Raw genomic sequence first — 24,756 nt, 5'->3', positions numbered from 1 at the left:
ATGGAAATTTCATTATTAACAGATGTTGGTCAGAAACGAACAAATAACCAAGACTATGTCAACCACTATGTCAATAGAGCTGGGCGTACCATGATTATTTTAGCTGATGGGATGGGAGGTCATCGCGCAGGGAATATCGCTAGTGAAATGGCGGTAACAGACCTAGGTATAGCTTGGGTTGATACCCAAATCGATACAGTCAATGAAGTGCGTGAATGGTTCGCTAATTACCTAGAAATTGAAAATCAAAAGATTCATCAACTTGGGCAAGATGATGCCTATAAAGGAATGGGAACAACTCTAGAAGCTGTTGCTATTATTGGCAATCAGGCTATCTATGCTCATATTGGAGATTCTCGTATCGGTTTGATTCGTGGAGAAGAATACCACCAGTTAACGAGCGATCATTCCTTGGTCAATGAATTGCTTAAAGCAGGTCAATTGACACCAGAAGAAGCAGCTAGCCATCCACAGAAAAATATTATTACTCAATCTATCGGTCAAAAAGATGAAGTTCAACCTGATTTTGGAATGATTACCCTTGAGCCAGGTGACTATCTCTTGCTCAATAGTGATGGTTTGACCAACATGATTTCAGGAAGTGAGATTTGTGATATTGTAACCAGTGATATTCCTTTGGCAGATAAAACAGCGACGCTCGTACGTTTTGCTAACAATGCAGGAGGTTTAGACAACATTACGGTTGCCCTTGTTTCTATGAACGAGGAGGATGCAGAATGATCCAAATCGGCAAGATTTTTGCCGGACGCTATCGGATTGTGAAACAGATTGGCCGAGGAGGCATGGCAGATGTCTATTTGGCCAAGGATTTAATTCTAGACGGAGAAGAAGTGGCAGTGAAGGTCCTGAGGACCAACTACCAGACGGACCCGATAGCTGTAGCTCGTTTTCAGCGTGAAGCGAGAGCTATGGCAGATCTAGACCATCCTCATATCGTTCGGATAACAGATATTGGTGAGGAAGACGGTCAACAGTATCTTGCAATGGAGTATGTTGCTGGACTAGACCTTAAACGCTATATCAAGGAACACTATCCTCTTTCTAATGAAGAAGCAGTCCGTATCATGGGGCAAATCCTCCTAGCCATGCGTTTGGCCCATACTAGAGGAATTGTTCACAGGGACTTGAAACCTCAAAATATCCTTTTGACACCAGATGGGACTGCCAAGGTCACAGACTTTGGGATTGCTGTAGCCTTTGCAGAGACAAGTCTGACTCAGACTAACTCTATGCTGGGTTCGGTTCATTACTTGTCACCAGAGCAGGCGCGTGGTTCTAAGGCTACTGTACAGAGTGATATCTATGCCATGGGGATTATTTTCTATGAGATGCTGACAGGCCATATCCCTTATGACGGGGATAGTGCGGTGACCATCGCCCTTCAGCATTTCCAGAAACCACTGCCATCAGTTATTGATGAAAATCCATCTGTGCCTCAGGCTTTGGAGAATGTTGTTATCAAGGCAACTGCCAAGAAATTGACAGATCGTTATCAGTCAGTTGCAGAGATGTATGTGGACTTGTCTAGTAGCTTATCTTACAATCGTCGCAATGAGCCTAAACTGGTATTTAATGATACTACTAAGGCGGACACCAAGACACTACCGAAGGTATCCCAGAGTACCTTGACTTCGATTCCTAAGGTGCAAACACAAAGTCCGAAGCCACAGACTGCGAAACCGAGTCAGCAGGTTTCAGAAGACAATTACGCAAGCAAGCCTGTTAAGAAACGGAAATTTAGAGTTCGTTATATGATTTTGTTGGCCAGCATTGTATTGGTGGCAGCCTCTCTGATTTGGATACTATCCAGAACTCCTGCAACCATTGCCATTCCAGATGTGGCAGGTCAGACAGTTGCGGAAGCCAAGGAAACGCTCAAGAAAGCCAATTTTGAGATTGGCGAGGAGAAATCAGAGGCTAGTGAAAAGGTGGAAGAAGGGCGGATTATCCGTACAGATCCTGAAGCTGGAAAGACTCGAAAAGAAGGTTCGAAAATCAATTTGGTTGTCTCATCAGGCAAGCAATCTTTCCAATTGAGTAACTATATCGGCCGTAAATCGACAGATGTTATAGCAGAACTCAAGCAGAAGAAGGTTCCTGAAAATCTCATCAAAATTGAGGAAGAAGAATCAAGTGAGAGCGAAGCAGGAACTGTTCTCAGACAGAGTCCAGCTGCTGGAACAACCTATGATTTGAGCAAGGCCTCAACGATTACCTTAACCGTTGCTAAGAAAGTAACCAGCGTTTCTATGCCAAGTTATAAAGGATCTAGTCTTGAATTTACTAAAAATAATCTTGTTCAAATTGTTGGGATTAAGGAAGCCAATATTGAAGTTGTAGAAGTGTCGACAGCTCCTGATGGAACTGCTGAGGGTACAGTCGTTGAACAGAGTCCAAAAGCGGGTGAAAAGGTTGATTTGACTAAGACGCGTGTCAAGATTTCAATCTACAAACCAAAAACACCACCGTCAACGTCATCATCAGCACCATCCCAACGTGGAAACCAAGGTTCTACTACGACACCAAGTCAGGGGAACCAACAAGGAAATCAACGAGGGAATGCACCTGCTACTACTCAATCAAGTAGTGAAGGGAACCACGAAAATTCTCGTGATTAAACGAATCTTTGTCATGATTTCATGGCAAAGATTTTTTTTGACTCTAGATTTGTGATAGAATAGAAGGAGTTGATAAAAGGAGGAAAGCATGGAAGAATCAAAAGAATTAAATGCCGTTATTGATGTGATTATGTTAGCTGGAACCATTCTCCTCAAAAGTGGTTCAGAGATTCATCGCGTAGAAGATACCATGATTCGGATTGCGCATTCGCAGGGGATTGTGGATTGTAATGTTCTTGCCATGCCTGCCGCTATCTTTTTCTCGATTGAAAATACCAATATTTCGCGTATGAAGCGCGTTACCTCCTCTTCTTATAACATCGAAAAAGTCTGCGATGTGAACCAGATTTCTCGTCAGCTGGTTGGGGGGCGGATTGATTTAGAGACAGCCTTCAAGCAATTGACGGCCATACAAGCTCAATCGCTTCCCTATACCAAGTTGCAGGTGACTCTGGCTGCGACCTTTAGTGCTCCTTTCTTTTCAGTTATGTTTAGTGGAAACATCTACGACGCACTTGGGGCAGGAGTGGCTACCTTATTTGGTTTTGCCTTTTCTCTCTATGTGGAAAAATTTATCCGAATTCCCTTTGTGACGGCCTTTGCTGGAGCCTTTGTCTTTGGGATGATAGCCCAGTTTTGGGCTCGCTACACAGGTTTTCCCTCAACAGCAGATTTGATTATAGCTGGTGCTGTCATGCCTTTTGTACCAGGTATTGCCTTGACCAATGCGGTTCGTGATATTATGACCAACCACATAAACTCTGGTATGAGTAAGATGTTTGAATCTCTACTCATTACCCTTGCTTTAGGGGCAGGAACTTCTGTCGCATTGGTATTGATGAATTAATATGACACTAACAACCTTTTTATTACAAGCAGTAGCAAGTCTTCTTGCTATTATTACCTTTCTAATCGTACTCAATGTTCAGCGGTCCATGCTCTTACCAGGAGGAATTTTGGGCATGGCTGTCTGGCTGATTTATCTCTTGCTCAAGGAACCGACCAATGTTATTGTGGCTACTTTTATTGCAGCCATTATTGGTTCTTGTGTCAGCCAGATTTTAAGTATTCTTTATAAGACACCTGCTGTGGTCTTTATCTTAGCCATCTTGGCACCTCTGGTTCCGGGTTATCTCTCCTATCGGACAACTGCCTTTTTTGTGACAGGAGATTACAGTCATGCCATTGCTAGTGCAACCTTGGTTGTTATGCTGGCTTTGGTGATTTCCATTGGAATGGCTAGCGGAACAGTGATTCTCAGGCTTTATTCTCACTTACGAAAACAGCATAATGGTTAGAATAATAAGCGACTTGATTTGGTGAATCAAGTCTTTTTTCTCTCTTTTACTGCCATTTGTGATAAAATAGTATAGAACGATTTTTTACATGAATGATAAAACAGAGGTAAATATGACAATCGGTATTGATAAGATTGGTTTTGCGACCAGTCAATATGTCTTGAAGTTACAAGACTTAGCAGAAGCGAGGGGAATTGACCCTGAAAAATTAAGCAAAGGACTCTTACTCAAGGAATTGAGTATTGCGCCTCTAACTGAGGATATCGTGACCTTGGCAGCCAGTGCAAGTGATTCTATTTTAACTGAGCAAGAAAGAGCAGAAATTGACATGGTCATTGTGGCTACCGAGTCAGGAATTGACCAAAGTAAAGCTGCAGCCGTCTTTGTGCATGGTTTGCTGGGCATCCAGCCCTTTGCTCGTAGTTTCGAGATTAAAGAAGCCTGCTATGGAGCGACAGCTGCCCTTCATTATGCCAAATTGCATGTGGAAAATTCTCCAGAGTCCAAGGTCTTGGTCATTGCCAGTGATATTGCCAAATACGGTATTGAAACTCCAGGAGAACCAACTCAGGGTGCTGGCAGTGTGGCCATGTTGATTACACAGAATCCACGCATTATGGCCTTTAATAACGACAATGTGGCTCAGACTCGTGACATCATGGATTTCTGGCGTCCAAATTACTCAACAACCCCTTATGTAAATGGTGTCTATTCTACCCAACAATACTTGGATAGTTTGAAAACGACTTGGCTTGAATACCAAAAACGCTACCAGCTTACCTTAGATGATTTTGCGGCTGTGTGCTTCCACTTGCCTTATCCTAAATTAGCCTTAAAAGGCTTGAAAAAAATCATGGATAAGAGCCTACCTCAAGAGAAAAAAGACCTCTTGCAAAAGCATTTTGACCAGTCTATTCTTTACAGTCAAAAGGTAGGGAATATCTATACAGGTTCCCTTTTCCTTGGACTTTTGTCTCTCTTGGAAAATACAGATAGCTTGAAGGCTGGGGATAAAATCGCCCTTTATAGTTACGGAAGTGGAGCTGTGGCGGAGTTCTTCAGTGGTGAATTGGTTGAAGGATATGAAGCTTATCTGGATAAAGACCGTTTGAACAAGCTCAACCAACGAACTGCTCTATCCGTTGCAGACTATGAAAAGGTCTTCTTTGAGGAAGTAGACTTAGATGAAACAAACTCTGCCCAGTTTGCTGGCTATGAAAATCAAGATTTTGCCTTGGTTGAAATTGTTGACCACCAACGCCGTTATAGCAAGGTTGAAAAATAATGAAGATAAGTTGGAATGGATTTTCTAAAAAATCATACCAAGAGCGCCTCGAGCTGTTAAAAGCTCAGGCGCTCCTTAGTCCTGAGAGACAAGAGAGTTTGGAGCAGGATGAACAGATGAGTGTGACTGTGGCAGACCAGCTGAGTGAGAATGTAGTGGGAACTTTTTCTCTGCCTTATTCGCTGGTCCCAGAGGTTATCGTTAACGGTCAGGAATATACAGTTCCTTATGTGACAGAAGAACCGTCCGTGGTTGCTGCGGCCAGCTATGCCAGCAAAATCATCAAGCGAGCAGGCGGTTTTACTGCTCAAGTTCATCAGCGCCGGATGATTGGGCAGGTAGCCATTTATCAAGTTGCTGAACCTGAACAAGCGCAAGAGAAGATTGCAAACAAAAAGACTGAGCTCTTGGAACTTGCCAATCAAGCCTATCCTTCTATAGTCAAACGTGGAGGTGGGGCGCGTGATTTGCATGTAGAGCAGATTAAAGGTGAAACAGACTTCCTCGTCGTCTATCTTCATGTTGATACTCAAGAAGCCATGGGAGCCAATATGCTCAACACCATGCTGGAAGCCTTGAAGCCAGTCTTAGAAGAACTCAGCCAGGGGCAGAGTCTTATGGGAATCCTGTCCAACTACGCGACGGATTCTCTGGTGACTGCAAGCTGTCGCATCGCCTTTCGCTACTTGAGCCGCCAAAAGGATCAAGGACGAGAGATTGCGGAGAAAATAGCTTTGGCTAGTCAGTTTGCGCAGGCTGATCCTTACCGAGCAGCTACTCACAATAAAGGGATATTTAACGGTGTTGATGCCATTTTGATTGCCACTGGTAATGACTGGCGTGCTATTGAGGCGGGGGCCCATGCCTATGCCAGTCGAGATGGGCGCTATCAAGGTCTTAGCTCTTGGCGTCTGGACTTAGAGACAGAAGAGTTGGTTGGTGAGATGACTCTTCCTATGCCAGTGGCGACCAAGGGTGGCTCTATCGGTCTCAATCCTCGTGTAGCCCTCAGTCATGAACTACTGGGAAATCCTTCTGCCAAAGAATTAGCCCAGGTTATCGTTTCTATCGGGCTTGCCCAAAACTTTGCGGCCCTCAAAGCGCTGGTGAGTACAGGGATTCAGCAAGGACACATGAAATTGCAGGCCAAATCCTTGGCACTTCTTGCAGGTGCTAGTGAATCCGAGGTAGCTCCCCTAGTCGAGCGCCTTATCGCAGATAAAACCTTTAACCTAGAGACAGCCCAGCGTTATCTAGAAAATCTAAGATCATAAAAAACTCAGACGAATCGGTCTGAGTTTTCTTGTACTTAAATACTTTTTCCAGGTAATAGAGTAACTGGTAAGAAGTAACCAGTTGTCGCAACTTCCTTGCCTTCGATCTTTTGCAAGAGGAGGTCAACGGTAAGGCAGGCAATCTCTTCCAAGGGTTGCTTAATAGTAGCCAGTTGAGGATAGTAATTTTCTATAAAGTAGGTACCATCATAGCCAATGACCTTGAGTTCTTCTGGGACAGAAATACCTAGTTCTTGAGCAATTTTAATGACTAGAATAGCTGTTAAGTCATCCGAAGCAAAGATGGCATCTGGTTTTTGACGGGTCAAGATATTCTTGATTTCCATTTCTTTTCTGACAGGAGAAAAGTCACTGGAAACATTGATAATAGGTGCTTTGGGGAGAACAGATGCAAAGCCAGCGTGGCGTAGTCCGGTTGGCGAATTAGAATTGTCATTCCCTGTAATCATGATGATAGACTGGGCGCCTGTCTTAACCAAGGTCTGGGCTGCGAGAACCCCACCAGCATAATTGTCAGAGGAGACGACAGGAATATCTGGTGACAGATTTCGGTCAAAGGAAATAATCGGCGCTGTCACGCGATTGTAGTCTTCGATTCCCAAGTTGTGACTACCAGAAATGATGCCGTCTACCTGATTGGCTTCCAACATTTCGATGTATTCGCGTTCCTTCTCGGAATCGTGCTCGCTGTTGCAGATGATGGTCTTATAACCATTTTTGAAGAGTTGGTGTTCCAGCTTATCAATCAATTCTGCATAGAAAACGTTGGAAATATTTGGGAAAATCAAGCCGATTAACTTAGCTGATTTTCCTTGTAAACTACGAGCTAGGTTGTTGGGTTTGTAGCCCAATTCTCGCATGGCTTCATTGACCTTTTGAATGGTTTTCTCTGATAAATAGCCTTTTTTATTGATAACCCGAGAAACGGTAGTCGGGCTGACACCTGCAAGTTTGGCGACATCAGTTAGTTTTGCGACCATAATCTAATTCATAGTAAGTTCCAGTTGGGTTTCCAGATTTAATCAGGATCCCATTTTGGTCCGCATGTGGGAAGACACGACCAGAAAATACTTTTTCTCCTTTATTGATGAAAATTTCAAAGACAGAATTATCGATGAAAATCGTAGCAGTAGTAACCTGATTCTCGATAGGGCAAGAACGAGTTGTGCCAAATTCTTGGGCATACTGTTCACCAGCCTGGCTACGATCCACTGTCACTTGACCATTTACAAGGTCAAAGTTGATGGAAAGTCCCTTGCCTTCTTTATCAGCAAGTAAGATAATCTCGCTCTGGCTATTAGCTTCCAAGTTGAGTTCCAGTTCGTAAGTGTTCTTGGTTTGGGCACGGTTTGAGAAAGGTTCTTCAGAAGCACGAAGGTCCTTGATAGCTGCAACTGGGTATTGGTAGAGTTTGCCGTCTTTGATAGTGAGTTCCTTGACCAAAGAGAAGGTTCCTTGGTGGTCAAAACGGTCAGATGGGTAAGAAACATCTGGCAAGCCAAGCCAGCTAACAGCTAGAGCACGTCCATCAGGAGCGTTGAAGGCTTGAGTTGCATAGGCTTCGAAACCATAGTCCATGTTTTGAAGTTGAGATACATCTACCATTTTAGCATTTTCAGGGTCAAAGGAAGCCCCAATCTTATACATATTTGGAAAGATATTATCGTAGTCTAGAACGTTCTTATCCAATCCTTGTGGGCAGTAGAGAAGGACAGGTTGTTCCCCTACAAAGACTAGATTTGGACATTCCATCATGTAGGCAGTACGGTCGTTAGCAAAGTCAAGGTTGCCAACGGCTTGCCAGTTTGTGTAGTCGTTGTCTACAGCCTTGTAGAGACGGACGAAGCCTTTTTTCTCTAAGTCCTGTCCACCGACGATAGCATAGTATTGGCCCTTGAAGTTAAAAATTTGCGGATCACGGAAGTGGTCAGTAGAGTCTGCTGGCTGGTCGATCAAGATCTTATCAATCTTTGTAATCTTGCCATCCTTATCCATCAAAGCTCCAATCTGGTAAGGGTGACGGATCCAGTTTTCATCACGAACATTTCCTGTATAAAATAGGAACAAGTTATCGCCAAACTGCATGGCAGAACCAGAGTAGGCACCGTGGCTATCTAATGGAGTATCTGGTAAAACTTTGATTCCAGTTTCTGTGAAGTGAACCAAGTCCTCACTTTCCAATTGCACCCAAGATTTCAAACCGTGGGCTGCACCAAAAGGAAAATTCTGGTAAAAGAGGATCCACTTGCCATCAAAGTAAGAAAAGCCATTTGGGTCGTTGAGAAGTCCTGTTTTTGGCTCAACATGGTAATGAGTATGCCATGGAGATTGTGCTATATTTTTCTTTATATTTTGAATTTCTTCTTGCGTCCAATCTTCATAGGGTCTATAACGACGCTCAGTTGTCCATTCCATTTATTTTATTCCTCCAAAAATCTTATTACTTTTAATAGTAACCGTTTTCGGTTGAAAAAGCAAGTCTTTTATGTTAAAAAAGAGAAAAAACTGTCAAACGTTTATCACAAATCAAAAGCAGAAAATCAATCAACTATCTACAGAAAATTGAAAGAAAGTGAAATAAAGTCCTTTTTAACTCAGATTTTAAACTATTTTTTTAAAGAATGCTTTCATAAAACTCTCACAATCTATCAAAACAAAGGACCTTACTCTAAGAAACAAATATTTTTTCTGCAAAACGCTTGACATATTTCTAAAACATGATAAAATAATAGTCGTAGGGCGAATAAAATCGCTTTCAAACAATAACAAAATTTTATATAAGGAGATTTTTGCAAATGAACAATCAGGAAATTGCAAAAAAAGTCATCGATGCCTTGGGCGGACGTGAAAATGTCAACAGTGTAGCTCACTGTGCGACTCGTCTTCGTGTCATGGTCAAAGATGAAGGGAAAATTAATAAAGAAGTGATTGAGAACTTGGAAAAAGTTCAAGGTGCTTTCTTTAACTCAGGTCAATACCAAATCATCTTTGGTACAGGTACAGTTAACAAAATGTACGATGAGGTTGTTGCACTTGGTTTGCCAACATCATCTAAAGATGACATGAAAGCAGAAGCTGCGAAACAAGGAAACTGGTTCCAACGTGCTATCCGTACTTTCGGTGACGTTTTCGTTCCAATCATCCCAGTTATCGTAGCGACAGGTCTCTTCATGGGGGTGCGTGGTCTTTTCAACGCTCTTGAAATGCCACTTCCAGGTGACTTTGCAACTTACACACAAATCTTGACAGATACAGCCTTCATCATCTTGCCAGGTTTGGTTGTGTGGTCAACCTTCCGCGTATTCGGTGGAAATCCAGCCGTTGGTATCGTTCTTGGTATGATGCTTGTTTCTGGCTCACTTCCAAACGCTTGGGCAGTCGCTTCAGGTGGTGAAGTAACAGCTATGAACTTCTTTGGTTTCATCCCTGTTGTTGGTTTGCAAGGTTCAGTTCTTCCAGCCTTCATCATCGGGGTTGTCGGAGCTAAATTTGAAAAAGCTGTCCGCAAGGTTGTTCCAGATGTGATTGACCTCTTGGTAACACCATTCGTGACACTTTTGGTTATGTCTATCCTTGGACTCTTTGTCATCGGACCAGTTTTCCACGTTGTTGAAAACTACATCCTTATTGGTACAAAAGCAATTCTTGGCTTGCCATTTGGTCTTGGTGGTTTCTTGATTGGTGGGGTTCACCAATTGATTGTCGTGTCAGGTGTGCACCACATCTTCAACTTGCTTGAAGTTCAATTACTCGCTGCTGACCATGCTAACCCATTCAACGCTATCATCACTGCGGCTATGACAGCCCAAGGTGCTGCAACTGTTGCGGTTGGTGTCAAAACTAAAAATCCAAAACTGAAAACACTTGCTTTCCCAGCTGCTCTTTCTGCCTTCCTAGGTATTACAGAGCCTGCTATCTTCGGGGTGAACTTGCGCTTCCGTAAACCATTCTTCCTTTCATTGATTGCTGGTGCAATCGGTGGTGGATTGGCTTCAATCCTTGGACTTGCTGGTACTGGTAGTGGTATCACCATCATCCCTGGTACAATGCTTTATGCCGGTAATGGACAACTTCCACTATACCTTCTGATGGTAGCTGTATCATTTGCCCTTGGTTTTGCTCTTACTTACATGTTTGGTTATGAAGATGAAGTAGAGGTTGCTGAAGAAACTACTACAGAACGCTTCGTTGAAGAAGCAGTTACTGGAAATGTTGTTGCTTTTCAAAATGAAACACTTATAACTCCTATCGTTGGTGATGTTGTCGCTCTTGCTGATGTCAATGACCCAGTCTTCTCAAGTGGAGCTATGGGACAAGGTATCGCTGTGAAACCTAGCCAAGGTGTGGTTTATGCACCAGCTGATGCTGAAGTTTCAATTGCCTTTCCAACAGGACATGCTTTTGGTTTGAAAACAACTGATGGTGCTGAAGTTTTGATTCACGTTGGTATTGACACTGTATCTATGAATGGTGAAGGTTTTGAAGCAAAAGTTGCCCAAGGTGACAAGGTGAAAGCGGGCGATGTTCTTGGAATATTTGACTCAAACAAAATCGCTGCAGCTGGTCTTGATGATACAACAATGGTTATCGTTACAAATACAGCTGACTACGCTTCAGTAGCTCCAGTCGCAACAGGTTCAGTTGCGAAGGGGGATGCTGTGATCGAAGTGAAAATCTAATCAATCCTCTCTAATGTGAAAACGAACAAATGACATGTTTGTTCGTTTTTGCTTGAATGGTAAGATTTACAGAGGAAAATCTAAAAAATAGAGAAATTTAGACTTTCGAAATATGCTATAATAAAGAAAATAAAAACAAGAGGTTTATCATGACAAAATTATATGGAAGCTTGGAAGCGGGCGGTACAAAGTTTGTCTGTGCTGTCGGTGATGAAAACTTTAACGTTGTAGAAAAAACACAATTTCCAACAACAACTCCAATCGAAACAATCGATAAAACCATCGAGTTCTTCTCGAAATTCGACAACCTTGCTGGTCTTGCAGTTGGTTCATTTGGTCCGATTGATATTGATAAAAACTCAAAAACCTATGGCTTTATCACAACGACTCCAAAACCAAACTGGGCAAATGTGGACTTGCTTGGTGCCCTTCGTCGTGCCCTAAACGTGCCAATGTACTTCACAACAGACGTAAACAGCTCTGCTTACGGTGAAGTGGTTGCCCGTAACAATGCTGGTGGTCGTATCGAAAACTTGGTTTACTACACAATCGGTACAGGTATCGGTGCAGGTGTCATCCAACGTGGTGAATTTATCGGTGGTGTGGGTCACCCTGAAATGGGTCATTATTATGTTGCTAGACACCCAATGGATATTGAAAAAGAGTTTAAGGGTGTTTGTCCTTTCCATAAGGGATGTCTGGAAGGCTATGCAGCTGGTCCAAGTTTGGAAGCTCGTACAGGTGTACGTGGGGAAAACATTGAACTCAACAACCCTGTTTGGGATGTCCAAGCCTATTATATCGCTCAAGCTGCGGTTAATGCGACAGTGACTTTCCGCCCAGACGTGATTGTCTTTGGTGGAGGGGTCATGGCTCAACAACACATGCTGGACCGTGTCCGTGAGAAATTTACATCTCTTCTTAATGGCTACCTACCAGTACCTGATGTGCGTGAATACATCGTGACACCAGCAGTCGCAGGAAATGGTTCTGCTACTCTTGGGAACTTTGTACTTGCAAAAGAAGTTTCAAAATAAAGCACAAAATCCGCTTGGGAAACCAAACGGATTTTTTATGTGTCAAAGCATTTGCCAGAAGAAGTCAATAATATAGGTTAGACCGTAGGTATAAACCACGAGGGTAAAGGGCTTGGTCAGAATGATGATAGTCATATAGCGCTTGAAACTCATCTTGGTCAGGGCAGCCAGCATACAGAGAAAGTCAGCTGGACTAATGGGCCAAATCATCATAAAGATAAAGAAACGGTCAAAACGATTACCCTTATCCAACCAGCCGATATACTTGTCATAGGTACGCTTGCTGACGACGGACTGGACAAAGGCAGCTCCGTAGAGGCGCACAAGATAAAAGATAATGGCACAGCCAATCACGATGCCGATATAGTTGTAGATAGTCCCGATGATGTGTCCGTAGATAAAGACGCCAGCCACCGAGGTCAAGGCCCCAGGAATGATAGGGACGACCGTCTGTAAAATCTGTAAAAAGATAAAGAGAGGTGGCCCCCAGATACCTGCCTGCTGGATAAAGGCAGAGAGGGTTTCCTTAGACTGTAAAACCCCAGCCTGATAAGCCCAAATACAGAAAATCAAACTCCCAACCCCACCGACAATCGATGAGATATTGATAACTTGCTGCAAAAGGGGAGACACAGCTTTCATTTGTTTATCCTGTGACATGTAAACTCCTCATAGATAGTATAATTCTACTATACCATATTTTGGAGGAGAAAGGGGGAATGGATTGTTTTTGTGAGGGTGAATATAGGTAATATGGGGGGAGATGTAAATTATCGTAAAGTTAGGAGGTTTATGTTGAAAAGCTTATACTATTTAAAAATAATAATATTCATTTATTGAATGCTAGAGAATTTTTTAGTATCGAAAATATGATAAAATAGAAGAGATAATACATTAAATAAGGGAAGTAAAAATGGCAAGTAAAGAAAATGCAGAACGCAAGGAGCTGCATCGTAAAATTTGGGCGATTGCGGATGATGTTCGTGGTGCAGTAGATGGTTGGGACTTCAAGCAGTATATTTTGGGGATTCTATTTTATCGCTTTATTAGTGAAAATTTCAAAACCTATATTGAAGGTGGCGATGAATCAATTAACTATGAAGAGATTTCTGAAGATTTAATTACACCTGAAGTTCGAGATGATGCCATTAAAACCAAGGGTTATTTTATTATGCCTTCGCAGTTGTTTTCCAGTGTTGTCAAAACTGCTCGCCAAAATGAGCGCTTAAATACAGATTTAAAAGATATATTTGATGATATTGAGTCTAGTGCGATTGGTTATGCGAGTGAACATGACATCAAGGGTCTTTTTGATGATGTAGATACTAGAAGTAACAAGCTAGGTAGTACAGTTCCAGAGAGGAATCAGCGCTTGGTTTTGATTCTTGAAGGAATTGCAAGTCTTGATTTTGGAAACTTTGAAGATAACCATATTGATCTTTTTGGGGATGCTTATGAGTATCTAATCTCTAATTATGCTTCTAACGCCGGGAAATCTGGTGGTGAATTTTTTACACCGCAAAGTGTATCGAGACTCTTGGCGCGAATTGTTATGCTGGGCAAGAATGAAAAAAATAAAATCAATAAAATTTACGATCCTGCCTGTGGTTCGGGTTCGCTGCTCCTGCAAGCTAAAAAGCAGTTTAATGAGCACATAATTGAAGATGGATTTTATGGTCAGGAAATTAATATGACCACCTATAATCTAGCTCGGATGAATATGTTTTTACACAATATCAATTATGATAAGTTTAGCATTGAGCGTGGCAATACCTTGCTTGATCCTAAGCATGTAAACGATAAGCCTTTTGATGCTATTGTGTCAAATCCACCATACTCTATCAAATGGATAGGAAGCGATGATCCAACGCTTATCAATGATGATCGCTTTGCACCTGCGGGTGTATTGGCGCCTAAATCTAAGGCTGATTTTGCTTTTATTATGCATAGCTTGTCATACTTGTCAAATAAGGGGCGAGCTGCAATCGTAACTTTCCCAGGTATTTTCTATCGTGGAGGTGCTGAGCAAAAGATCCGTCAATATCTAGTAGACAGTAACTTTGTTGAAGTGGTTATTCAGCTACCAGACAATCTCTTTTTTGGTACCTCCATTGCGACCTGTATTCTGATTCTGGCAAAGAATAAGCCGACAACGGATATCCTATTTATTGATGCAAGTAAGCAGTTTAAGAAAGAAACCAATAATAATGTCTTGACAGAAGAGAATATCGAAAAAATCTTAGACAGTGTTGAAAAGAAAGAAAAAGAAGATTACTTTTCTTGTATGGTGGCACAAGAAAAAGTAGCAGAAGCAGATTATAATCTTTCAGTGTCAACTTATGTAGAAAAAGAAGATACCCGTGAGAAGATTGATATTGATGTGCTTAATAAAGAAATCTCTGATACTGTTGCCAAGATTGACCACTTGCGTGCAGAGATAGATAAGATTGTAGAGGAATTAAGCCATGGCAAATGATGTGATTCTCTATAAAACAGATGACGGCAAGTCCGCTATTGAGCTTCATCTGGATAATGGAACAGTCTGGCTGACCCAACAGGAACTAGCTGAGCTCTTTCAGACTTCCAAGCAAAACATTAGTAAACATATCAAGGCTATCTTTGATGATGGTGAATTGGATGAAGCAGTGGTTGTCAACTATCAGTTGACAACCACTCGTCACGGTGCAATGGCTGGTAAAACTCAGTCGAAAAAAGTCGCCTACTATAATCTTGATATGATTTTGGCGATTGGTTATCGAGTGCGTTCCCCTCGTGGCATTCAGTTCAGACTCTATGCTTCGACAGTCTTGAAAGAATATCTGATCAAGGGCTTCGCTATGGATGATGAGCGCCTGAAAAACTTGGGTGGAGTCTCTTACTTTAAAGAACTCCTTGAAAGAATCCGAGACATTCGCTCAAGTGAAAAAGTCTTTTACCGTCAGGTTTTGGATCTCTTTGCGACATCAAGTGACTACAATGCAAACTCACCAGAGGCAAAAAAATTCTTTGCGACGGTTCAAAACAAGATGCATTATGCCATTCACCACAATACCGCTAGTGAACTCATTTACAATCGTGTTGATAGTAAAAAGGAGTTTATGGGCTTAACTACCTTTAAGGGAGACCTTCCTACTCTATCTGAAGCAAAAGTTGCCAAGAACTATCTGACAGAGAAGGAACTGCGTGGGCTTAATCAGCTTGTATCAGGATATCTAGACTTTGCGGAAAGACAGGCAGAGCGAAAAGAAGTCATGACCATGGCTGACTGGGTAACGCACGTAGATCGTATCCTTCAGGCTACTGGAGAAGACTTGCTGGATAATAGTGGTTCTATCTCTCGTGAACAGATGAAGCATAAGGTAGATAAGGAATATAAGAGCTACCAAGCTAAGACACTCAGTCAAGTTGAAAAAGATTACCTCAAGGAAATCAAAAGTATTGAAAATCTAGCCAAGGAAGGAGGGAAACCATGAACATCCTAGAAGAAATCCAAAACTGTCCTGTTGAGTGGAAAGAGTTGGGGGAAGTTTGTGAAATAGAAACAGGTAAATTGAATGCTAATGAATCTGTCGAAGATGGGAAATATCCTTTTTTTACAACAGCAAAAGAGATAAGTCGAATAAATTCTTTTAGGTGGAATACAGAGGCACTATTGATTGCTGGAAATGCAAATGTTGGAGATGTTAAGTATTATTCAGGAAAATTTGAAGCATATCAAAGAACATATGTCTTGACAAATTTCTCACATAATGTGAAAGCGCGATTTTTGTTACACATTATCAAACAGGGACTAAAATCTTATTTAGAGAATAATACAAATAAGGCAGCTATGTCTTACATTGTCATTTCAACTTTAAAATCGTTTCCTATTCCAATCCCACCAATAGAAATTCAAGAAAAAATCGTGCAAATACTTGACAAATTCACTGATTATGTTACAGAATTGACCTCAGAATTGACCTCACGTAAAAAGCAATATTCTTTTTATCGAGATAAACTTTTATCATTTGAGGATGAAGTTTATCAGGTTGAGTGGAAGACACTTGGGGAATTGTTTGTTTTTAAGAATGGATTGAATAAAGGAAAAGAATTTTTTGGGAGCGGAACTCCTATAGTTAATTATACCGATGTATATAAGAATAAGAAAATATTATCGAATGTATTGAAAGGGAAAGTTAGAGTAAGTACTGAGGAAATTGAACGATATGGTGTCCAGAGGGGGGATGTCTTTTTTACGCGAACATCTGAAACTCAAGAGGAAATTGGAAAAACTTCCGTATTATTGGATGAAGTTAAAAATGGAGTTTTTAGTGGATTTGTTTTGAGGGCAAGACCAATAACGAAATTATTACTTCCTGAATACTGTGCATATTGTTTTGAATCAACTGCTTTTAGAAGGGATATTGTTCGGTATAGTACTTATACAACAAGAGCTTTAACAAATGGTAATACACTTTCGAAATTAAAAATCCCAGTCCCTTCCCTTGAAATCCAGTCTCGGATTGTTCAAGTTCTAGACAACTTTGATATGGTTTGTAATGACCTCAACATCGGACTACCCAAGGAGATTGAACTTCGTCAAAAACAGTATGAATATTTTAGAGAAAAACTCTTGACATTCGTCGCCGAAGGCGAGTACACTGAGAGTAGAGTAGAGTAGAGTAGAGTAGAGTAGAGGAGTGGGACAACTCCGCTATTATCAAGCTTTTACAGTGGGTATTTGGCCCAATTCGAGTGGAGTTGGGAACTATTTGTGACTTTGTAAGAGGAAATGGACTTCAGAAGAAAGATTTTACAGAAATCGGGAAATCTGTTATCCACTACGGACAAATTTACACTAAATACGACTTTACAGTCACTGAAACTCTCTCCAAAACTAGTGAAATAGTGTTCGAAAAGCTAAAAAAAGCACGACCAAATGACTTGGTAATGGCAACTACATCTGAGAATGTTGAAGATGTTGGAAAAGCAATTGTTTGGGAAGGAAAAGAAGAGATCGGTATTTCTGGAGATAGTTATATCATTCAAACTACCCAAAACTCACGTTACTTAAATTATTGGCTGAGATCGATTTCTTTTCAATCTCAAAAAGAAAGAAAAGTTACTGGAACAAAAGTCATTCGTATCAATTCGAAAGATATGGAAAAATTTCAAATTGTCCTTCCACCTCTCACTGAACAAAAAAGAATCGTCTCCATACTTGATAAATTCAACATCTTAACTCATTCTCTTTCTGAGGGTCTTCCAAAAGAAATCGAACTAAGACAGAAACAGTATGAATACTGGCGGGAACAATTATTTAATTTTGATTTATAGAAAAGAATAGGAAAGGGATATGGCAAAAGCGCTAAGAGATATTGCAAAAGAGTTAAAAGATTCGAAACAGAAAGTTCAGCTGATCTACGCCTTTAATGGGACGGGTAAGACCAGACTCTCTAAAGAGTTTGCTGAGTTGATTCAAGCTGAAGAAGGCGGTCTTACGAGAAATAAGATTCTTTATTATAATGCTTTTACTGAGGACTTGTTCTATTGGGATAATGATCTTGAAAGCAATCAAAATTTTAAACTGAAGATTCAGCCAAATTCTTTTATATCTTGGATTATTCAAGAGCAGGGACAGGATCAGAATATTATTTCGCATTTTCAGCATTATACAAATGATAAAATAACACCTTCATTTCTTTTGTCAGATGGTCATATTCTTTTCACTATTCAAAGTGGTGATGGTGAGGATAGACTAAACGAACAAATTAAGTTATCCAAAGGTGAAGAGAGCAATTTTATTTGGTCTATTTTTTATACATTGCTAGAGCTAGTTATTAGTGAGCTTGATATACTAGAACCTGATGAACGTAGTACTAGAGAGTTTGATGATTTAGAGTATGTATTTATTGATGACCCGGTTTCATCATTAGATGAAAACCACTTGATAGAAGTTGCATCAAATTTAGGTAAGTTAATTAGAATGAGTAAGTCTGATCTTAAATTTATAATAACAAGTCACAATCCTTTATTCTATAATGTCTTATATAATGAGTTAAAAAATATTAAAAGAAAGGAGAGGTACAGTAAGGAAGCTATTGACGAAGAAACTGGAGAGAAAAGAACCTATATTGACACCCGAAAGGTTCCTGATAGTAGTAGATTTAGATTTGAAAAATTAGAAGATGGATCATATGAGCTGATAAATCAACCGGATGACTCTCCTTTTGCTTATCATAATTTTTTAAGAAAATCATTACATAAAGCTATAGAAGACAATTTGGTTTATAAATATCATTTTAATTTTTTAAGAAATCTTTACGAGAAAACTGCAACTTTCCTAGGGTATCAAAATTGGCAGGATTTATTGCCACTTGATAATGAAGGAAGTTTTAGTAACTATGAGTCAAGGATATTAAATATTTCTAGTCATTCTAAAGTATCAACCGAGGAAGATGAACTCGTAGACCACTCAAAAACTGCGCTTTTAAAAAACCTGTTACAGCATTTAGAGAGCACTTGCAATTATAAGGAGTAATTATGTCTGAAAGTACATTGACTACAGCTATTGTTGAGTCAGATAATTTTATCATTTTAGAAAAGTATACCAAGCTAGAACAGCCTAGTCAGTATCAGACAGAGGCGGACTTGGAGAAGGAGTTGATTGCTGACTTGCGCCAGCAAGGATACGAGTACCTAACTTATTTGACGACCCCAGAGGCGCTTTTGTCTAATCTCAAGACCCAGATGGAAGTTTTGAATAATGTAGTTTTTACAGATGCTGAGTGGTTGCGTTTTTTGGATGAGTACCTCAATAAACCCAGTGACAGTTTGATTGATTGTACCAGAAAACTTCATGACAACTATATTTATGATTTTATCTTTGATGATGGGCATATCCAGAATATCTATCTATGGGATAAGAAAAATATTAGTCGAAACAAACTGCAAGTCCTTAATCAAATGAAGCAAGTTGGTACCAGTAGCAATCGTTATGATGTAACCTTGTTGGTAAATGGATTGCCTCTGGTACAAATTGAGCTTAAAAAACGCGGAGTTGCGATTCAAGAGGCCTTTAATCAGGTGCATAGATATAGTAAGGAAAGTTTCAATGAGGAGAATTCTCTCTTTAAGTACCTTCAGATTTTTATCATCTCAAACGGAACGGATACTCGGTATTTTGCTAACACGACCAAGCGAGATAAGAATTCTTATGAGTTTACCATGAACTGGGCTTTGAAAAATAATAATCCTATTAAGGACTTAAAGGACTTTACAGCAACTTTCTTGAGCCAACAGACCTTGTTAAATGTTTTGATAAATTATTCTGTATTTGATACTAATGATACTCTTCTTATCATGCGTCCTTATCAGATTGCGGCAACTGAGAGAATCATCTGGAAGATACGTTCAGCTATTGCTTCAAAAATCAAAAGCGGTCCTGATACAGGTGGTTATATTTGGCATACTACCGGTTCAGGGAAGACCCTGACAAGTTTTAAAGCTGCTAGACTTGCTACTGAGATGGAAGAAGTGGATAAGGTTTTCTTTGTGGTGGACCGCAAGGACTTGGATTATCAGACAATGAAGGAGTACCAGCGATTTTCACCTGACTCAGTCAACGGTTCAAATAGTACTGCAGGTCTCAAACACAATATCGAGAAGGATGATAATAAAATTGTCGTGACGACCATTCAGAAGCTTAACAACTTTATGAGCAGTGAGAGTCATCATGAAATTTATCAAAAGCAAGTGGTTTTCATTTTTGATGAATGTCATCGATCTCAGTTTGGTGAAGCGCAAAAGCGGCTCAGACAGAAATTTAAGAAATATTGCCAGTTTGGCTTTACGGGTACACCGATTTTACCAGACAAGTATGATGCCTCTGGTAAACTAATTCGAAAGGGAAATGCATTAGGGACAGACACGACCGTATCTGTTTTCGGTCGTGAGTTACATGCCTATGTGCTTACTGATGCGATTAGAGATCAAAAAGTTCTGAAGTTCATGGTGGATTATAATGACGTTCGTCCGCAGTTTAAGTCAATTGAAAGCGAGCAGGACTTAACTAAGTTATCTGCAGCTGAAAATAAGAAAGCACTGCTTCATCCGACTCGAATCACAGAAATATCTAGGTATATTTTGGGTCATTTTGGTCAAAAAACGCATCGATTAACTGGTAAAGGTTTCAATGCTATGTTTGCTGTTTCAAGTGTTGATGCAGCGAAAGCCTACTATCAAGAGTTGCAAAATCAGCAAAAAGACTCTGAAAAACCATTGAAGATTGCGACTATCTTTTCCTATGCTGCGAATGAATCTCAGGTGGCTATTGGTGAAATTGACGATGAGAGCTTTTCACCGGCAGATTTAGCGGATATAAGTAGTAAAGAATTTTTGAGTAGTTGTATAGCTGATTATAATCAGTTGTTTGGCACTAATTTTACTATTAACGGTAATGATTTTCAGAATTACTATCGTGATTTGGCTAAACGTGTCAAAAATCGGGAAGTGGATCTCTTAATTGTAGTTGGGATGTTCTTGACTGGTTTTGATGCACCGACTTTAAATACTTTATTTGTGGATAAAAATCTGAGATATCATGGTTTAATCCAATCTTTTTCACGCACCAATCGAATTTATGATGCTACTAAGTCATTCGGGAATATTGTAACCTTCCGGGATTTAGAGAAGGCAACAACTGATGCTATTAAGCTGTTTGGAAAGACTGAGACAGCAGAAGTCTTGCTCGAGCGTTCTTATCAAGAGTATATGACAGGTTTTACGGAGGCCGGTGAAGCGCAGAAGGGTTATATGGACGTTGTTCAAGAGTTACAAGAAAAATTTCCGAACCCGCAAGCTATCATTAAAGAAAGTGATAAGAAAGAATTTGTCTCTTTGTTTGGTCAATTTCTTCGTTTAGATAATATCTTACAAAACTACGATAATTTCATGAGTCTACGAGCTTTACAAGAACTTGATATCTTAGATGATGAGGCTGTAGAGGCTTTCAAGGAACGTTTCCATGTGGATGATGAAACTTTAGAGGAGTTATCTAGGTTAGACATCCCAAGTACTAGAGAAATTCAAGACTACCGTTCAACCTATAATGACATTAAGTCATGGTATGAGAATGAACGCCGTAATCAGGAAGATAGCGAATCTAAAGTTGATTGGGATTCGATTGTTTTTGAAGTTGAATTACTAAAATCCCAAGAAATCAATCTAGACTATATCTTAGAGCTAATTTTTGAGACTAATAAAAAGGTTTCAGATAAGGATGAACTTGTTTCGGAAATTACTCGGACGATTCGAGCAAGTCTTGGCAATCGAGCTAAGGAAGATTTGATAGTCTCTTTCATCCATGACAGTGATTTAGATAGTTTTGTTGATAAATCAGACATCATTGAACAGTTCTTTATTTTCGCGCAAGGTGAGCAGAAAAGGGAAGCGGATGAGTTGATACAGACTGAGGGATTAAATGAACAAAGTGCTAAGCGCTACATACAAGCTTCGTTGAAGCATGAGTATGCTAGTGAAAACGGGAATGATTTGAATGAAGCTCTGCCGAAAATGAGCCCACTAAATCCACAATATCGTACAAAAAAACAAACCGTGTTTCAAAAGATCAGTAGTTTTGTTGAAAAATTCAAGGGAATTGGTGGAGATATTTAAGAATCATTTGATATTGAGTAACGAAATAAATCTGCCTACACAATAAAAAGTAGCTATCAAATGTGTTTAATGGCTACTTTTTTATTATTCTATTTTCTGCTTTTAGGAAATTATTTCTATCATTTTTGAGAATCTCAAAATATACTTGGAAGGTGGCGGATTCTATATTTTTCAAGGAATCAGTCAGAAAAAACTAGAAGAACTTAGTGGAGTAAGCCAGCCGGTTATAGCTAGGATGGAAACAGGTAAGACTAGCCCCCAGTTGGATACGGTTTTAAAAGTTCTAGCCAGTCTAGGAAAGACTCTAGCAGTCGTCTCACTTGAACAGGGGGAAGTTAATCAGAGTAGACTTATAGTCTTTTCCAATAACAAGCCATAGTCACTTATAAGAATTACTAATAAGGCGTTTGAGTATTCTAACTGGAATACAGCTTTAAAACAAGATATACAAAGGATTTGAGGCGTTTGTCTCAGGTCTTTTTCTTTTGTTCAAAACAGAGATATAGTTTCAAACTATATCAAAGCCTAATTTTTTACAATTATACAGATGATTCCTTTTCTGTTAAGATAGTTTCAACAACAAATTTTGGAGGACACATCATGTCAACTACAATCATCGGTTTCCCTCGTTTGGGCGAATTCCGCGAATTAAAATTTACAACTGAAAAATACTTTAGAAAAGAAATCTCAGAAGAAGAACTCTTGGCGGCCGCAAAAGATTTGCGTGCTAAACACTGGAACATTGTCAAAGAAAAAGGCATCACTGAAATTCCATCAAATGACTTTTCTCACTATGACAACTTCCTAGATGCAGCTTTCCTTTTCAACGTGGTACCTGCTTCAGTTCAAAACTTGGACTTGTCTGACCTTGAGCGCTACTTCGCTTTGGGTCGTGGTTACCAAGGAGAAAAAGGAGACGTTCGCGCCCTTCCAATGAAGAAATGGTTCAACACCAACTACCATTACATCGTTCCTAAATTTGAAAAAGACACTCAAGTCAAACTTGCAGGTCACAAAATCTTTGATGAGTTCCAAGAAGCAAAAGAACTTGGATTGAACACTCGTCCAGTTCTTGTAGGTCCATTCACTTTCCTTCAATTGTCAGACTTTGAAGAAGGCGTGAAAGCAGAAGACTTCGTAGACGGTTTAGTGGCTGCTTACCAAGGAGTTTTTGCAAAATTGGCTGAACTTGGTGCAACTCGTATCCAATTGGATGAAGCGGCTCTTGTAAAAGACTTGACAGCCGAAGAAAAAGCTCTCTTCTTGAATCTTTACAACAAACTTTTGGCTGACAAAAAAGATCTTGAAGTCTTGCTTCAAACTTACTTCGGTGATGTTCGTGACGTCTACGCTGACCTTGTGAAATTGCCAGTAGATGCCATTGGTCTTGATTTCGTTGAAGGTAAGAAAACTCTTGAATTGGTTAAAGGTGGCTTCCCAGCTGACAAGACTCTTTATGCAGGTATTGTCAATGGTAAAAACATCTGGCGTAACAACTACGAAAAGAGCTTGGCTGTTCTTGAACAAATCCCGGCTGAAAACATTGTCTTGACAAGCTCATGCTCACTTCTTCATGTGCCATTTACAACTGCTAATGAGGAATTTGAACCAGCTATCTTGAACCACTTTGCCTTTGCAGTTGAAAAATTGGATGAGATTCGTGATTTGGATGCTATCCGCAATGGTCAAGGTGAACAAGCTCTTGCTGCTAACAAAGAACTCTTTGCGACTGAACGTGTGGGTGAAAATGCAGAACTTCGTGCGCGTATCGCTGGCTTGACAGACGCAGACTACACTCGTTTGCCAGCCTTTGCAGAACGTGAAGCTATCCAAGAAGAAGCTTTCAAACTTCCAGCTCTTCCAACAACAACTATCGGTTCATTCCCTCAAACTAAAGAAGTTCGTGCGAAACGTTTGGCTTACCGTAAAGGTGAATTGTCTCAAGAAGAGTACGATGCTTTCCTTGCTGAAACGATCGATGAATGGATCAAATGGCAAGAAGATATCGACTTTGATGTCCTTGTTCACGGTGAATTTGAGCGTAATGACATGGTTGAGTACTTCGGTCAAAACTTGTCAGGATACCTCTTCTCTAAAAATGGTTGGGTACAATCATACGGTATGCGTGGGGTGAAACCACCAATCATATGGGGTGATGTAACTCGTCTTAACCCTATCACTGTTAAATGGTCTAGCTATGCACAAAGCCGTACAAACAAACCTGTTAAAGGTATGTTGACTGGACCTGTTACCATCCTCAACTGGTCATTCCCACGTGAAGACATCTCTATCAAGGATTCTACTCTTCAAATCGCCCTTGCTATCAAGGATGAAGTGCTTGACCTCGAAGCTGCTGGTGTGAAAATCATCCAAATCGATGAGGCTGCTCTTCGTGAGAAATTGCCACTCCGTCGTAGCGACTGGTACGAAGACTACCTTGACTGGGCAATTCCTGCCTTCCGCTTGGTACACTCAACAGTAGCGCCTGACACACAAATCCACACTCACATGTGTTACTCAGAATTTACAGATATCATTCCAGCTATCGACAACTTGGATGCGGACGTTATCTCATTTGAGGCTAGCCGTTCAAACCTTGAAATCTTGGACGAACTCAAAGCGAAAAACTTCCAAACAGAAGTGGGACCTGGGGTTTACGATATCCACTCACCTCGTGTGCCAAATGAAGGCGAAATCGACAATACAATCGAAGCCATCCTTGCTAAAGTGCCAAGCAAGAAAGTTTGGATCAACCCTGACTGTGGTTTGAAAACACGTGGTATTCCAGAAACAAAAGAAAGCTTGATCCGCCTTGTTGAAGCAGCTAAAGCTGCGCGTGTGAAATTGTAAGATAGGATTTCTCAAGAAG

General features: G+C 40.4%; 18 protein-coding genes and 1 pseudogene. 16 read left to right on the top strand and 3 right to left on the bottom strand.

Features of this window, described 5'->3' with window-relative positions; translation table 11 throughout:
• From KV696_RS03945 to KV696_RS03920, 6 genes are all read left to right on the top strand, one after another.
• Entirely contained in the window at window positions 1-741 is a 741-nt protein-coding gene (locus KV696_RS03945; protein WP_000406242.1) for a Stp1/IreP family PP2C-type Ser/Thr phosphatase, read from the top strand.
• The gene (gene pknB / locus KV696_RS03940) at window positions 738-2,639 is read left to right on the top strand and encodes a Stk1 family PASTA domain-containing Ser/Thr kinase (RefSeq protein WP_000614551.1); all 1,902 of its coding nucleotides are present in this window, start codon (window positions 738-740) and stop codon (window positions 2,637-2,639) included. Before KV696_RS03945 ends, pknB begins: the two co-directional genes overlap by 4 nt.
• Before the next feature lie 88 nt (window positions 2,640-2,727).
• On the top strand, window positions 2,728-3,486 hold the full coding sequence (locus KV696_RS03935; RefSeq protein ID WP_101784416.1) for a threonine/serine exporter family protein: 759 nt from the start codon (window positions 2,728-2,730) through the stop codon (window positions 3,484-3,486).
• A 1-nt stretch (window position 3,487) separates the two neighbouring features.
• The gene (locus KV696_RS03930) at window positions 3,488-3,937 is read left to right on the top strand and encodes a threonine/serine exporter family protein (protein ID WP_020901615.1); all 450 of its coding nucleotides are present in this window, start codon (window positions 3,488-3,490) and stop codon (window positions 3,935-3,937) included.
• Between the two features lie 112 nt (window positions 3,938-4,049).
• Window positions 4,050-5,222: a hydroxymethylglutaryl-CoA synthase gene (locus KV696_RS03925; protein WP_192855756.1), complete on the top strand. Its 1,173-nt coding sequence runs from the start codon at window positions 4,050-4,052 to the stop codon at window positions 5,220-5,222.
• Window positions 5,222-6,496, top strand: a complete 1,275-nt coding sequence (locus tag KV696_RS03920; RefSeq protein WP_219966913.1) for a hydroxymethylglutaryl-CoA reductase, degradative — start codon at window positions 5,222-5,224, stop codon at window positions 6,494-6,496. Before KV696_RS03925 ends, KV696_RS03920 begins: the two co-directional genes overlap by 1 nt.
• 35 nt (window positions 6,497-6,531) lie before the next feature.
• Here the strand turns inward: KV696_RS03920 and KV696_RS03915 are convergent, their stop codons facing one another.
• Window positions 6,532-7,497, bottom strand: coding sequence for a LacI family DNA-binding transcriptional regulator (locus KV696_RS03915; protein ID WP_000226009.1), 966 nt, complete (start codon window positions 7,495-7,497; stop codon window positions 6,532-6,534).
• A complete protein-coding gene (locus KV696_RS03910; RefSeq protein ID WP_219966912.1) occupies window positions 7,478-8,932 on the bottom strand; it encodes a sucrose-6-phosphate hydrolase in 1,455 nt (484 codons plus the stop codon). The genes KV696_RS03915 and KV696_RS03910 overlap by 20 nt, the downstream gene beginning before the upstream one ends.
• Window positions 8,933-9,312: 380 nt before the next feature.
• Between KV696_RS03910 and KV696_RS03905 the strand changes: the two genes are divergently transcribed.
• On the top strand, window positions 9,313-11,196 hold the full coding sequence (locus KV696_RS03905; protein WP_258318549.1) for a sucrose-specific PTS transporter subunit IIBC: 1,884 nt from the start codon (window positions 9,313-9,315) through the stop codon (window positions 11,194-11,196).
• A 149-nt stretch (window positions 11,197-11,345) separates the two neighbouring features.
• A complete protein-coding gene (gene scrK, locus KV696_RS03900; protein ID WP_000164311.1) occupies window positions 11,346-12,233 on the top strand; it encodes a fructokinase ScrK in 888 nt (295 codons plus the stop codon).
• Between the two features lie 42 nt (window positions 12,234-12,275).
• Here scrK and KV696_RS03895 read toward each other — a convergent pair whose 3' ends face one another.
• A complete protein-coding gene (locus tag KV696_RS03895) occupies window positions 12,276-12,893 on the bottom strand; it encodes a TVP38/TMEM64 family protein (RefSeq protein WP_000076170.1) in 618 nt (205 codons plus the stop codon).
• Window positions 12,894-13,146: 253 nt separating this feature from the next.
• Between KV696_RS03895 and KV696_RS03890 the strand changes: the two genes are divergently transcribed.
• The 8 genes and pseudogenes from KV696_RS03890 to metE all read left to right on the top strand — a co-directional run bounded on the left by KV696_RS03890 (window position 13,147) and on the right by metE (window position 24,737).
• Complete coding sequence (locus KV696_RS03890) at window positions 13,147-14,709, top strand: type I restriction-modification system subunit M (protein WP_219966911.1); 1,563 nt, start codon at window positions 13,147-13,149, stop codon at window positions 14,707-14,709.
• A complete protein-coding gene (locus tag KV696_RS03885) occupies window positions 14,699-15,706 on the top strand; it encodes a virulence RhuM family protein (protein ID WP_219966910.1) in 1,008 nt (335 codons plus the stop codon). The genes KV696_RS03890 and KV696_RS03885 overlap by 11 nt, the downstream gene beginning before the upstream one ends.
• The gene (locus tag KV696_RS03880) at window positions 15,703-16,893 is read left to right on the top strand and encodes a restriction endonuclease subunit S (RefSeq protein WP_219966909.1); all 1,191 of its coding nucleotides are present in this window, start codon (window positions 15,703-15,705) and stop codon (window positions 16,891-16,893) included. Before KV696_RS03885 ends, KV696_RS03880 begins: the two co-directional genes overlap by 4 nt.
• Window positions 16,894-16,967: 74 nt before the next feature.
• On the top strand, window positions 16,968-17,549 hold the full coding sequence (locus KV696_RS03875; protein WP_219966908.1) for a restriction endonuclease subunit S: 582 nt from the start codon (window positions 16,968-16,970) through the stop codon (window positions 17,547-17,549).
• 19 nt (window positions 17,550-17,568) lie between these two features.
• Window positions 17,569-18,753 carry an AAA family ATPase gene (locus tag KV696_RS03870; RefSeq protein WP_219966907.1) on the top strand — a complete coding sequence of 395 codons (1,185 nt, stop codon included), beginning with the start codon at window positions 17,569-17,571 and terminating at the stop codon, window positions 18,751-18,753.
• A 2-nt stretch (window positions 18,754-18,755) separates the two neighbouring features.
• Complete coding sequence (locus KV696_RS03865; protein ID WP_219966906.1) at window positions 18,756-21,887, top strand: type I restriction endonuclease subunit R; 3,132 nt, start codon at window positions 18,756-18,758, stop codon at window positions 21,885-21,887.
• 172 nt (window positions 21,888-22,059) lie between these two features.
• Window positions 22,060-22,266: pseudogene (locus KV696_RS03860) on the top strand (helix-turn-helix domain-containing protein); the annotation flags it as partial.
• 221 nt (window positions 22,267-22,487) lie between these two features.
• Window positions 22,488-24,737: a 5-methyltetrahydropteroyltriglutamate--homocysteine S-methyltransferase gene (gene metE / locus KV696_RS03855; protein WP_219966904.1), complete on the top strand. Its 2,250-nt coding sequence runs from the start codon at window positions 22,488-22,490 to the stop codon at window positions 24,735-24,737.
• Window positions 24,738-24,756 lie beyond the last annotated feature (19 nt).

This window comes from Streptococcus humanilactis (genome assembly GCF_019448275.1).
Classification (GTDB): domain Bacteria; phylum Bacillota; class Bacilli; order Lactobacillales; family Streptococcaceae; genus Streptococcus; species Streptococcus humanilactis.
This window is presented reverse-complemented; position numbering and strand designations above follow the sequence as displayed.